Genomic DNA, 12,864 nt, shown 5'->3' on the forward strand with positions numbered 1-12,864 from the left:
AGGGGGCTCAAGGCCCCCTGAGTGTGCTCATCAGAGCACAGGATTTATTGCAAACACAAGCGCCGGCCCTGGCGGGTCATCAGCATCACCAGCGGGGGCAGCAGCAGCCACATGTGCAGGGCCAGCTGGCTCAGGGGATCCGGCATCAACCAACCGGTGATCCCCACCAGGGCGCCGGAGCCGCTCATCTGGAACAGGCCGAGCAGGGCGGCCGCAGTGCCGGCGCAGTGGCCGAAGGGGGCCAGCGCCATACCCGCGGCGGCGCCCAGGATCATCGCAAAGCCGATGCTGGAGAGGAACACCGGGCCCATCATGGCCAGCGGGTGCGGGATGTGCATGGCCAGGGTCAGGGTGATGGCGGAGAGCAGCACCACCAGCAGGCCGATGCGCAGGGTCCGTCTTGGCCCTACCCGGGCGATGAAGCGCGGGGCCAGGAAGCAGGCCAGGATGTTGAGGGCCGCATTGGCGGTGAACCAGTAGCTGAAGCCACTCATGTCCAGCCCCAGGGTCACCATCAGTTGTACCGGCGCCGCCGTCACGTAGGCGAGGATCACCGCCATCGCCAGCATGCACAGCGCCGCATTGAACAGGAAGCTCGGGGAGCGCAGCACCGGGCTGTAGCGGGACCAGCTGATGAGCGGGCCAGCACTGCTGGTCTCCTCAGGGCGGGTTTCCGGCATCCGCCACAGCAGCCAGCTGCCAACCACGACGGCGTAACCGGCCATGAACCAGAAGTTCGCCGACCAGCCCGCCTTGGCGGTGAGCCAGCCACCCAGCAGGGGCGCCAGTGCGGGGATAAAGCAGATGGCACCGTTCAGATAGGAGATCATCTGACCGCTCTTCTTGGGGCCATAGCTGTCACGGACCACCGAGAAGGCGGCCACCGAGGTGGCGCAGGCCCCGAAGCCTTGCAGCACCCGCGCCAGCATCAGCTCGCCCAGGCTGGCGGCAAAGCCGGCTGCCAGGGCGCTCAGGCCGTAGAGCAACACACCGCCAAGGGCAATGGGTTTGCGCCCGTAGCGATCGGCGAGCGGCCCCACCAGCAGTTGCCCCAGCCCCATGCTGAACAGGAACCAGGTGATGGTGCCCTGCATCAGGGTCACTTCGGCCCCCAGCTGCTCGGCCATCTGGGGGATGGCAGGCAGATAGATGTCGATGGCCAGCGGGCTGAACAACACCAGGAGTACAAGCAAAAGAATCAATGGCATCAGTCACCTCAAGCCCTAGGAATATCGATTGGGCCGCGAGTCTACTGACTCAGAGTAATGAATTGAAATGGTATTTAATCACTTCGGTTATTCCCCACTGGAAACATGTATCTCTTCTACCTCTCAGGGGGTGGAACCAGGATCCCCCGTTGGCACCGGATCCCGGGCAATTGGCGCTTTTACTAAACCCCTCCCCCGCATAGAATGCGCAGATTATTTTTGCGGAGGTGTGTGATGAACAAGCTTGTCCTGGCAACAGGGAACCAGAAAAAGGTGAAGGAATTGGCCGCCATGCTGGCCGATATGAAGATCCAGGTGATCCCGCAGAGCGAGTTTGCAGTCTCCGATGCCGACGAGACCGGCACCACCTTCGTCGAGAATGCCATCATCAAGGCCCGCCACGCCGCCCGCGTCACCGGCCTGCCCGCCGTGGCCGACGACTCCGGTCTGGAAGTGGATCTGCTGCACGGCCGCCCCGGCGTCTACTCCGCCCGTTTTGCCGGTGCCGGTGCCAGCGACAAGGAGAACATCGACAAGCTGCTGGCCGAGCTCAAGGGCGCGCCGGATTACCTGAAAAGCGCCCGCTTCTGGTGCGTGCTGGTCTACATGCGCCACGCCGACGATCCCACCCCCATTATCTGCCAGGCCAGCTGGGAAGGGATGATCATCGACGAACCCCGCGGCCAGCACGGCTTTGGCTACGACCCGGTGTTCTTCGTCCCCGATCACGACTGCACCTCGGCCCAGATGCCGGCGGAGCTCAAGAACCAGCTCAGCCACCGTGGCCAGGCGCTGGCCAAGCTCAAAGCGGCCCTGGCGGCGGTCAACTAAAGCGCTGTCTCCCGCCGCGTTGTCATCTACAATGGGGGCCGTCGGCCCCCGTTTCGTTCGCGGCGCCCCGCCCGTTGTCACCGACAACCAGGGCCACCCGACCCCTTTTGATTGTTGAATACTGGAAATCCCATGCTGCAACTGCCGCCCCTCTCCCTCTATATCCACGTGCCCTGGTGCGTCCAGAAGTGCCCCTACTGCGACTTCAACTCCCACGCCCAGAAGGGGGAACTGCCCCACCTCGAGTACGTGGCGGCCCTGCTGGAGGATCTGGAGCAGGATCTGCACTGGGCCCAGGGGCGCCCCCTCTCCTCCATCTTTATCGGTGGCGGCACGCCGAGCCTGCTCTCCGTCGACGCCATGCAGGTGCTGCTGGACGGGGTGCGCGCACGCATCGCACTGACCCCGGACTGCGAGATCACCATGGAGGCCAACCCGGGCACGGTGGAGGCGGACAAGTTCGCCGGCTTCCAGCGGGCCGGTATCAACCGCATCTCCATCGGGGTACAGAGCTTCCAGCAGGAGAAATTGACCCGGCTCGGCCGCATCCACGGCCCCGAGGAGGCGCGCAAGGCCGCCGAACTGGCCCACGCCATCGCGCTTCCCACTTTCAACCTGGATCTGATGCACGGCCTGCCGGATCAGAGCCTGGACGATGCGCTCTACGACCTGCAGCAGGCCATCGACTGCGCGCCGCCGCACCTCTCCTGGTATCAGCTCACCATAGAGCCGAACACGGCATTCGCCTCCAAGCCCCCCACGTTGCCGGAAGATGACACCCTGTGGGACATCTACGAGCAGGGCCACGCCATGCTGACCGCCCAGGGCTATCAGCAGTACGAGATCTCGGCCTATGCCAAAGAGGGGTATCAGTGCCGCCATAACCTCAACTACTGGCGCTTTGGCGACTATCTGGGGATCGGCTGCGGCGCCCACGGCAAGGTGACGGATCTTGCCAACCAGCAGATCCTGCGCACCGCCAAGGTGAAGCATCCGAAAGGTTATCTGGATCCGAGCCGCCCCTATCTGGACAGCCAATGGCAGGTGAGCGCGGACGATCTGCCGCTCGAGTACTTCATGAATCGGTTCAGATTGTTTGAACCCGCCCCCAAGGCGGAGTTCGAGGCCTTCACGGGGCTACCGCTGGAGCGGGTAGAGACCATGCTCGCCATCGCCCGGACCAAGGAGCTGATCGAGGATCTTGGCGACAGCTGGCAGCTCACGTCCCTCGGGCATCGCTACCTCAACGTGCTGCTCGAACTCTTTATGGACGAGTGAGCACGGGTTCACTCTCTTGCGTCAAGACCGCAAGTCAGCACCAGCGAATAGAACAACAATCAGGGCGCCATTGGCGCCCTGATTGTTTTAACTGATGCCTTGCGGCAGGAACCCGCTCAGCAGCAGACGCTTACCATCTGCTGTTGGCCGGGCTCCCACCGCTTGCCGTGCTTGGCCTTGCGCTGATAGCTGCCCTTGCCCTTCTTGCTCGGCTCGACCCGGGCCTGGAACAGGGGGGAGGTCACCAGTGCCTTGAGGTGGTTGTCCTGAATGATGCCGCGCTGATGTTCGCAGGCGGGTTCGGCGGTGACACAGGTCACCTTCTTCTTGGCCATATGGGCTCCTTGATGGGGTTGTCGTGTTTGCCTGTCGTCCCTGTCTGGAAGGGCAGATGGCGAAAAACGCGCCGATTGTGCACCTCTTGCCTCCCCCGTGCAAGCTGTCAGGCGGGGTGATAGATAACCCGCACCAGGCCGCTTGGCAGCACGGCGCTCGACACCGGTCTCAGCGCGCCGGGCAGGGATCCTGCAAAGAGCGGGATCCCGCCCCCCAGGGTGACCGGTACCCAGAACAGGGTCAGCTCGTCCACCAGGGCCCCCTGCAGACCCTGCCTCACCAGCTCTCCGCCATCCAGATAGAGGTGACGGCTTCCCCCCTGCCACAACTCGTCCAGCACCTGCGCCAGCGCCCCCTGCCTGAACGCGACTCGAGGACGGGGGTCGGCGGGCCTGTGGGTCAGTACCACCAGCGGCTTGTCCCCGTAGGGCCACTCGGGAAAGGCGCTCACGATATCGTAGGTGTTGCGCCCCATCAGCAGGGTGTCCGCGCTCGCCATCAGGGCGCTGTAGCCGGTCTCCTCCGGCCCGTCGCCACCATAGGGGGCCAGCCATGCCAGATCGCCCCCCTCCCCGGCGATGAAACCGTCGAGGGAGAGGGCGAGAAAGGCGGAGACCCGGGGCCGACGCAGCTCAGTGCTCATGGTCGTGGTGCTCGTGGCGGGAAGGGGCGCCGGACTCCAGGGTCTCGAGGATGGCGCAGTGCTCCGCCGAACGCGGGCCGCCGCAGCAGATGTCGGAGAGGGCCTTCAGGTTCTCGCGAAAACGGGTCAGCTCCAGGAGCTTCTGCTCCACCTGTTCGAGCTTGGTGTCGGCCACCGCCTTCACCTCCTGGCAGGTGACCTTGGCCTTGTTGGTGTCCAGGGTGAGCAGCTCGCCGATGTCCGCGAGGGAAAAGCCCACCGACTTGGCGCGGATGATGAACTCCAGCCGCCGCCTGTCCTGCTCCCCGTAGAGGCGATAACCGGATTCGTTGCGAATGCCCGGCGAGATGAGGCCGTTCTTCTCGTAAAAGCGCAGGGTGTCGGCCTTCACCCCGCACGCCTTGGCCAGTTCACCGATCCGATACATGGTCCTCTCCCCCCGCATGACATTCCCGATATGGTACTCAATATAAACCGGCCTCCACTATCACCTCTTTGCCCGGCGATTGCCAGTCAAAGGCAGGAAAGCAGCAGCTAACCCCCCACTTGCCGGCCATTTATCCCCAAAACACTGAAAAGACAAACGTTTCACAAAAATTCACCAGAAAACGTTTAACGCCGCATCCCACAAGGGTTTGTCTCTTTAAAAAATCCACCACAGGTCACATTTTTTGTGTAGAATACGCGCCCACAAGAGAGCGTCGCGTCAAGCGGGCATTTCCTAAAACGCTTTTGCCAACGGCCGCCCCGGGCGAGAGTGGTTTGCGAAATCCCCCACTTCCATTTATTTGGGGACTCTCTGTGTGTTGAGCCTCGCCTCCCATGGAACGGTCCCCGTTATGCTGAGGACGATAGTGTGATGGAACAAGCTCGACCCATTCGCCGTGCACTGCTGAGTGTGTCTGACAAGACTGGCATCCTGGAATTTGCCAAGGCACTCGACGCGCGTGGTGTGGCCCTGCTCTCCACCGGTGGTACCGCCAAGCTGCTGGCCGATGCGGGCCTGCCGGTGACCGAGGTGTCCGACTACACCGGATTCCCCGAGATGATGGACGGCCGGGTCAAGACCCTGCATCCCAAGGTACACGGCGGCATTCTCGGCCGTCGCGACCGGGATGACGCCATCATGGCCGAGCACGCTATCTCCCCCATCGACATGGTCGTCGTCAACCTCTATCCCTTCGCCGCCACCGTGGCCAAAGCCGGTTGCACCCTGGAAGACGCCGTCGAGAACATCGACATCGGCGGCCCGACCATGGTCCGCTCCGCTGCCAAGAACCACAAGGACGTCACCATCGTCGTCAAGGCCTCCGACTATGACCGCGTCATCGCCGAGATGGATGGCAACGGCAACAGCCTGACCCTATCCACCCGCTTCGATCTGGCCATCGCCGCCTTCGAGCACACCGCCGCCTACGACGGCATGATCGCCAACTACTTCGGCACCCTGGTGCCCTCCTACGGCGAAAACAAGGAAGGCGATGAAGAGTCCCGCTTCCCCCGCACCTTCAACAGCCAGTTCATCAAGAAGCAGGACATGCGCTATGGCGAGAACAGCCACCAGGCTGCCGCCTTCTACGCCGAAGAGCAGGCCGCGCCGGGCTCGGTGGCAAGCGCCATCCAGCTGCAGGGCAAGGCCCTCTCCTACAACAACATTGCCGACACCGATGCGGCACTGGAGTGCGTGAAGGAGTTCAGCGAACCGGCCTGCGTCATCGTCAAGCATGCCAACCCCTGCGGCGTCGCCATCGGTGACGACCTGCTGGCAGCCTACGATCGCGCCTACCAGACCGACCCCACCTCGGCCTTTGGCGGCATCATCGCCTTCAACCGCGAACTGGACGGCGAGACCGCCGCGGCCATCGTCGCCCGCCAGTTCGTGGAAGTGATCATCGCCCCCAGCATCAGCCAGGCAGCCCGCGAGGCGGTCGCCGCCAAGCAGAACGTGCGCCTGTTGGAGTGCGGCCAGTGGACTGCCCCGGCGCAAGGCTTTGACTTCAAGCGCGTCAACGGCGGCCTGCTGGTGCAGGAGCGCGATCTGGGCATGGTGACGCTCGGGGATTTGACCGTGGTCAGCCAGCGTCAGCCCACCGAGGCCGAGTTGCAGGATCTGCTGTTCTGCTGGAAGGTCGCCAAGTTCGTCAAATCCAACGCCATCGTCTACGCCAAGAACGGCCAGACCATCGGCGTGGGAGCCGGCCAGATGAGCCGCGTCTACTCTGCCAAGATCGCCGGCATCAAGGCCGAGGATGAAGGGCTGACCGTGGCGGGCTCCGTCATGGCCTCCGACGCCTTCTTCCCGTTCCGCGACGGCATCGATGCCGCCGCTGCCGCGGGCATCTCCTGCGTCATCCAACCAGGTGGCTCGATGCGCGACCAGGAGGTGATCGACGCCGCCAACGAACACGGCATGTGCATGGTGTTCACCAACATACGTCATTTCCGTCACTGACAGCCCAGGGCCGCCGATGGCGGCCCTGCCTCTTTAGCACCGGATCCTTTCCACTGGCAGTGCCACCGCAGCGCCAGTGAACTCAGACAGAAGCGAGCGAGACGATGAAAGTACTGATCATTGGCAACGGCGGCCGTGAACACGCCCTGGCCTGGAAGGCCAAACACTCCCCCCTGGTGACCCAGGTCTTCGTGGCACCGGGCAATGCGGGCACCCAGCTTGAGCCGGGCATCGAGAACGTCGCCATCCAGGCCACCGACATTGAGGGCCTGCTGGCCTTCGCCAAGGCGAACCAGATCGGCCTCACCATCGTCGGACCGGAAGCCCCCCTGGTGAAAGGGGTGGTCGATGCCTTCCGCGCCGCCGATCAGACCATCTTCGGCCCGACCGCCGCCGCCGCCCAGCTGGAAGGCTCCAAGGCCTTCACCAAGGACTTCCTGGCCCGCCACGCCATCCCCACCGCCGATTACCAGAACTTCACCGAGGTGGAGCCGGCGCTGGCCTATCTGCGCGAGAAGGGCGCCCCCATCGTCATCAAGGCCGACGGTCTGGCCGCCGGCAAAGGGGTGATCGTCGCCATGACCCTCGACGAGGCGGAAGCGGCGGTGCGTGACATGCTCTCCGGCAATGCCTTCGGCGATGCCGGCGCCCGGGTGGTGATCGAGGAGTTCCTGGACGGGGAAGAGGCGAGCTTCATCGTCATGGTGGACGGCGAGCACGTGCTGCCCATGGCCACCAGCCAGGATCACAAGCGCGCCTTCGATGGCGACACCGGCCCTAACACCGGCGGCATGGGGGCTTACTCCCCGGCGCCCGTGGTGACCGACGAAGTGCACCAGCGCGTGATGGAACAGGTGATCATGCCGACCGTGCGCGGCATGGCGGCCGAGGGCAACGTCTACACCGGCTTCCTCTACGCCGGCCTGATGATCGATGCCGAGGGCAACCCCAAGGTGATCGAGTTCAACTGCCGCTTCGGCGACCCCGAAACCCAGCCCATCATGCTGCGGATGCAGTCCGATCTGGTGGATCTCTGCCTCGCCGCCTGTGCCGGCCAGCTGGATCAGAAGGAAGCCGTCTATGACCCCCGTGCCGCCATCGGCGTGGTGCTGGCGGCGGGTGGCTATCCCGGCGACTACGCCAGCAATCACCCCATCAGCGGCCTGCCGGTGGACGAAGTGGCAGGGGAGAAGGTGTTCCATGCAGGCACCCGCCTGGAAGGACACACCAGCCTGACCCAGGGTGGCCGCGTGCTGTGCGCCACCGCCCTCGGCCACACGGTGCAGGAAGCCCAGCAGCGGGCCTATGCCCTGGCTGGTCGCATCCAGTGGGACGGCATCTTCTATCGCAAGGACATCGGCTGGCGTGCCATCGAGCGCGAGCAGGCCGAATAAGGGCCGGATCCCGATCACTCAAAGGGCCTGCGGGCCCTTTTTTTGTTGCACGGCGTCTGTGCGGGCAGTGGAATCGTCCATGGGTGGTAGCTTTCAAAAACAAAAACACCTGAAAGACTCACCTGACTTTAAAAAACCGATGTGTGATAAAAAAATGGCAGCATGATTCACTGCCTGCGGGCCCCTTCCCGGGCCAGATGCGCGCCCTTGTATCCCCTGCCGGAGGCGAGATCCGGTGACCGTTCTCTTTCGGCTACATTCCCACAGCAATCCCCTGCACAATTCGTCACAATTGGTCGCACTTTCTTCATACAATGATCGCCCTTTCATGGCATCATGATGCGTGAAACCGCACTCAAATGAGTGCTATAACAACCTGCAATCTCGTCGTCTCATAAGGAAATCCCATGCTGAAAACTGTGCGTCCCCTGCTGCTGCCCCTGATGTTCGGCCTGATGGCCCTGCCTGCCATGGCCGGCGATCTGGAGCAGCCGATGAAGAAGATCGGCTTCAACTACAAGCAGGCCGTCAAGGCCGACGACGCGGCCACCATGGAGAAATACATCAAGGAGATGAAGGCCCAGCTGGACGTCGCCAAGGGCAAGAACATGCCCGACGCCAAGAAGGAGAAGTTCCTGGAAGGCATGACCGAAGTGCAGACCGAACTGGATGCCAGCCTGGCAGCCCTCCAGGCCGGTGACGAAGCCAAGGCGCGCGAGCACCTGGCCAAGGTCAACGACCTGAAGAAGGAGTACCACAAATATGCCAAGCAGAAAGGCTGATCCCTTCCACTGGGATCCTCTGGTGCGCCTAACCCACTGGGGTGTGGCGGCCATCTGTATCGGCAACCTCTGGCTCAACGAGGCGGGCGAGGAGTGGCACGAGCGGATGGGATACGCCGTCATGGTGCTCATCGGCATACGCCTGCTGTGGGGGCTCACCTTCGCTCGCGGCCACGCCCGCCTGCGCGCCCTCATCCCGAGCCGGGAGGATTTTCGCCATCAGGCCGACGCCCTGCGCGAACGGACCCCGCCCACCCCTGGCCATCACGGCAGCGGCAAGCTAGCGGTCTGGGCACTCTGGCTGCTGGTACTCGCCACCGCAGGGACCGGCTGGTTCCAGAACACCGAGACCGGCTTCGATCTGGGGGCGGACGACTGGCATGAATGGTGCACCTGGGCACTCCAGGGCATGATCGCCCTGCACCTGTGCGCCATCGCCTACACCTCCTGGCGCCAGCGCAGCAACCTGGTCACCCGCATGCTGCCAGGGCGTCGTGCCCGGGCCAGTGCCGGGCAGCAGGAACCCAACGTCTGAACGTTCACGGGGCCCTGCGGGGCCCCTGTTCATCCCCTTCGCTACCTGCTTGACGGGATCTCGCACCGATCTGCCCCCTCCTGCTGCCACCGAATGGCATGAAAGCATTTTCATTCACATTTCTTAATTAATTCAGCTTGTTCGATTTTCAACCACATCGATTTCATGAATGCTACGGAGCTGAACGAGGTTGTTTGTTGTCCGTTCGACTACACGACAGTGATACGTCAATAACAAGATCGAAGGGAAAATCGTCATGCACAACACACTGTTTCGAACCGCCCTGCTGGCGGCGGCACTCGGCTCTTTCAGCCACACTGCCAGCGCCGAAGGAGTCATGGTTCACCTGTTCCAATGGAAGTTCAACGACATCGCCAACGAGTGCGAGACCGTGCTCGGGCCCAAGGGGTTCGGTGGCGTCCAGATCACCCCGCCCGCCGAGCACAAGCAGGGCAGCCAGGTCTGGTGGACCGTCTATCAACCGGTCAGCTTCAAGAATTTCAACAGCTTCGGTGGTAGCGAGGCAGAGCTCAGAAGCATGATCGCCCGCTGCAACGCGGCCGGGGTCAAGGTCTATGCCGACGCCGTCTTCAACCAGCTGGCATCGGGTTCGGGCACCGCCACCGGCGGCGGCAGCTACAACTCGGGGCAATACCAATATCCCCAGTTCGGCTACAACGACTTCCATCACAGCGGCGACATCACCAACTACGGTGACAGCAACAACGTCTGGAACGGCGCCCTCTACGGCATGCCGGACCTCAATACCGGCTCATCCTACGTCCAGGATCAGATCGCCACCTACATGAAGACCCTGCTCGGCTGGGGCGTGGCGGGCTTTCGCATCGATGCGGCCAAGCACATGGCGCCGGCCGATGTGAAGGCCATCCTCGACAAGGCGGGCAGCCCCAGGGCCTACCTGGAGGTGATCGGCGCAGGCGGGGAGTCCCCCGACATTCAGCCGGGCCGCTACACCTATATCGACACCGTCACCGACTTCAAATACGGCACCGATCTCGCCGCCAACTTCAACGGCCAGATCAAGAACCTCAAGACCCTGGGCGAGAGCTGGGGCCTGCTCCCCTCCAACAAGGCCTTCGTCTTCGTGGTCAACCACGACCGCGAACGCGGCCACGGCGGTGGCGGCATGCTCACCTTCATGAGCGGTGCCCGCTACGATCTGGCCAACACCTTCATGATGGCCTGGCCCTATGGCTGGAAGCAGGTGCTGTCGGGCTATCGCTTTGAAAACATGGGCACCTATGAAACCGACAAGGGGGCGCCGGGCAGCACGCCCTGCACGGACAGCCAGTGGAACTGCGAACAGCGCCGACCGACCATCATGAACATGGCCCTGTTCCACAACCGGACCGAAGGCCAGCCCGTCAGCAACTGGTGGGACAACGGCAACAACCAGATCGCCTTCAGCCGCGGTGACAAGGGCTTCGTCGCCATCAACAACGAGAGCGGCAGCCTGGTGGTCTCGGTGCAGACCGGCCTGCCGGCCGGCGAGTACTGCAACCTCCTGGGGGGCAATGACTACTGCAGCGGCGGCTATGTCACCGTCGATGGCAGCGGCAAGGCCAGCCTGAACGTCCCCGGCATGAAGGCGGCCGCCATCATCGCCGGTTGCACCAAGGCCAGCCCCTGCGGCAGTTCCGTCCTGCCGGGCAACAAGTTCAGCAGCATGAACCTGCGCGGCACCCACAACGCCTGGGGCAACACCCCCATGACCGTCGATGCCAACCGTGTCTGGTCCGCCACCCTCACCCTGACCGGCAACGGTGACGCCACCGGTGCCCAGCGCTTCAAGTTCGACGTCTTCGGCAACTGGGCCGAGAACTACGGCGACAACGAAGGGGATGGCATCGCCGACAAGGGCAGCAGCAAGGATATCCTGGTCAGCGGGGCGGGCACCTACCGCATCACCCTGAGCGAGAGCGATCTGCGCTACACGGTCACACCCCTCACCAGCAACCAGGCACCGGTCGCTACCCTCTCCCCCAAAACCCTCAGCGTCAAGGCGGGGGAGAGCGTGGTGTTCGACGCCTCCGCTTCCAGCGATGACGGCGGCGTGGTGAGCTACAGCTGGTCCAGCGGGGGCACCGCCGCCACGGAGACAGTCCGGTTCGATACCCCGGGTATCCATACCGTGACGGTCACCGTGACCGATGCGGAAGGGTTGACCGCCAGTGCCAGCGCCACCGTGACCGTCACCGATGACAACGGCACCTACGCCAGCGTATTGCCCACCCTGAACTTCCGCGGCACCCCCAACGCCTGGGGCTCCCTTGCCATGACGCTGGTCGCCGACAATCAGTGGGAAGCCCTGGTCACCTTCGACGGTCAGACCAACCAACGCTTCAAGTTCGACGTCAAGGGGGACTGGACCCAGAACTACGGCGACACCAACAAGGACGGCGTGGCCGAACTGACCGGCAGTGACATCCTCACCCCGGTCATCGGCCAGTACCGGGTACGTTTCAACGATCAGACCCTGCAATACAGCCTGACTCCGGTGAGCGTCACCTATGCCAAGAATGTCGCCAGCCTCAACATTCGCGGCACCACCAACAACTGGGGCACCACCCCCATGTCCCTGGTCGGGGATCACCTCTGGCAGGCCAGCGTCACCTTCACCGGCAGCGGTGATGGCAACGGCGGCCAGCGCTTCAAGTTCGACGTCAAGGGGGACTGGACCCAGAACTACGGCGACACCAACAAGGATGGCGTGGCCGAGCTGGCCGGGGCAGACATCACCACGGCAGTGGTCGGTGCCTATGTGGTGCGCTTCAACGACCAGACCCTGGCCTACAGCCTGAACGCCCAGTAAGGCTGGACACACGCTAGGGCCATTGCGCCCCGGCGCCGAACCAGGTCTCCCGCCATCGGCGGGAGGCCTTTTTCATGGCCCCATGACCCGTTCCCCGCCAGCCTGCCGGCAGGCATACTCATCCTTCATCCCCATGCAGGAGCACATATGAAACAGTTGAACACCCTCAAGGCCGAGGGACGGCTCGAGGAAGCCCGTCAGCACGGTCTGCTGCAACTCATCGCGCACCCGGCCCACGCCGAGCTGCATTACGAAGTGGCCGGACTGCACGACATGCTGGGGCGAGAAGCCCAGGCCATTCCGCTCTATCAGAAGGCCGTGTCGCTGGGGCTTGGCGAGGCGTCGCTGCGCGGGGCCCTGCTTGGACTAGGCAGCTCCTATCGCACCACGGGCCGTCATCCCGAGGCGCTGGCCACCTTTGACGAGGCCCTGTCCCGCTTCCCCGATGCCGTGGAGTTCAAGGTGTTTCGTGCCATGACCTGCTACAACCTGGGGCTGTAGTGGTCTAATCATCCCGGACACCGTTTTAGGTGGTACAGTCGCCACCATTATTTGAGGTGTTCAATGACAAG

General features: G+C 63.3%; 12 protein-coding genes. 8 read left to right on the top strand and 4 right to left on the bottom strand.

Annotation, left to right across the window (positions count from 1 at the left end; all coding sequences use genetic code 11):
* Positions 1-44 precede the first annotated feature (44 nt).
* Positions 45-1,208 carry a multidrug effflux MFS transporter gene (locus ACVDHI_RS19870; RefSeq protein ID WP_029314807.1) on the bottom strand — a complete coding sequence of 388 codons (1,164 nt, stop codon included), beginning with the start codon at positions 1,206-1,208 and terminating at the stop codon, positions 45-47.
* Between the two features lie 234 nt (positions 1,209-1,442).
* On the opposite strand from ACVDHI_RS19870, the gene rdgB reads away from it, so the two are divergent.
* Both rdgB and hemW read left to right on the top strand, forming a co-directional pair.
* A complete protein-coding gene (rdgB, locus tag ACVDHI_RS19875) occupies positions 1,443-2,039 on the top strand; it encodes an RdgB/HAM1 family non-canonical purine NTP pyrophosphatase (RefSeq protein ID WP_010675605.1) in 597 nt (198 codons plus the stop codon).
* 132 nt (positions 2,040-2,171) lie between these two features.
* Positions 2,172-3,317 (top strand): radical SAM family heme chaperone HemW, encoded by a 1,146-nt coding sequence (gene hemW / locus ACVDHI_RS19880; protein WP_447212441.1) that lies wholly within the window; start codon positions 2,172-2,174, stop codon positions 3,315-3,317.
* 116 nt (positions 3,318-3,433) lie between these two features.
* Here the strand turns inward: hemW and ACVDHI_RS19885 are convergent, their stop codons facing one another.
* The 3 genes from ACVDHI_RS19885 to zntR all read right to left on the bottom strand — a co-directional run bounded on the left by ACVDHI_RS19885 (position 3,434) and on the right by zntR (position 4,723).
* The gene (locus ACVDHI_RS19885; protein ID WP_042016330.1) at positions 3,434-3,652 is read right to left on the bottom strand and encodes an alternative ribosome-rescue factor A; all 219 of its coding nucleotides are present in this window, start codon (positions 3,650-3,652) and stop codon (positions 3,434-3,436) included.
* Positions 3,653-3,759: 107 nt separating this feature from the next.
* Entirely contained in the window at positions 3,760-4,296 is a 537-nt protein-coding gene (locus tag ACVDHI_RS19890; RefSeq protein ID WP_103255197.1) for a dihydrofolate reductase family protein, read from the bottom strand.
* Positions 4,286-4,723: a Zn(2+)-responsive transcriptional regulator gene (gene zntR, locus ACVDHI_RS19895; RefSeq protein ID WP_041213891.1), complete on the bottom strand. Its 438-nt coding sequence runs from the start codon at positions 4,721-4,723 to the stop codon at positions 4,286-4,288. Before zntR ends, ACVDHI_RS19890 begins: the two co-directional genes overlap by 11 nt.
* A 432-nt stretch (positions 4,724-5,155) precedes the next feature.
* On the opposite strand from zntR, the gene purH reads away from it, so the two are divergent.
* The 6 genes from purH (at position 5,156) to ACVDHI_RS19925 (ending at position 12,793) form a co-directional block, all read left to right on the top strand.
* Complete coding sequence (gene purH, locus ACVDHI_RS19900; protein WP_447212442.1) at positions 5,156-6,748, top strand: bifunctional phosphoribosylaminoimidazolecarboxamide formyltransferase/IMP cyclohydrolase; 1,593 nt, start codon at positions 5,156-5,158, stop codon at positions 6,746-6,748.
* 104 nt (positions 6,749-6,852) lie between these two features.
* Complete coding sequence (purD, locus tag ACVDHI_RS19905) at positions 6,853-8,142, top strand: phosphoribosylamine--glycine ligase (protein WP_447212443.1); 1,290 nt, start codon at positions 6,853-6,855, stop codon at positions 8,140-8,142.
* Between the two features lie 407 nt (positions 8,143-8,549).
* On the top strand, positions 8,550-8,924 hold the full coding sequence (locus tag ACVDHI_RS19910; protein ID WP_447212444.1) for a cytochrome b562: 375 nt from the start codon (positions 8,550-8,552) through the stop codon (positions 8,922-8,924).
* The gene (locus ACVDHI_RS19915) at positions 8,905-9,459 is read left to right on the top strand and encodes a cytochrome b/b6 domain-containing protein (protein ID WP_039040824.1); all 555 of its coding nucleotides are present in this window, start codon (positions 8,905-8,907) and stop codon (positions 9,457-9,459) included. The genes ACVDHI_RS19910 and ACVDHI_RS19915 overlap by 20 nt, the downstream gene beginning before the upstream one ends.
* Before the next feature lie 256 nt (positions 9,460-9,715).
* Complete coding sequence (locus ACVDHI_RS19920) at positions 9,716-12,292, top strand: alpha amylase C-terminal domain-containing protein (protein WP_447212445.1); 2,577 nt, start codon at positions 9,716-9,718, stop codon at positions 12,290-12,292.
* Positions 12,293-12,439: 147 nt separating this feature from the next.
* Entirely contained in the window at positions 12,440-12,793 is a 354-nt protein-coding gene (locus ACVDHI_RS19925) for a tetratricopeptide repeat protein (protein ID WP_447212446.1), read from the top strand.
* The last annotated feature ends 71 nt before the right edge of the window (positions 12,794-12,864 follow it).

Source organism: Aeromonas sp. 25-248, assembly GCF_053005425.1.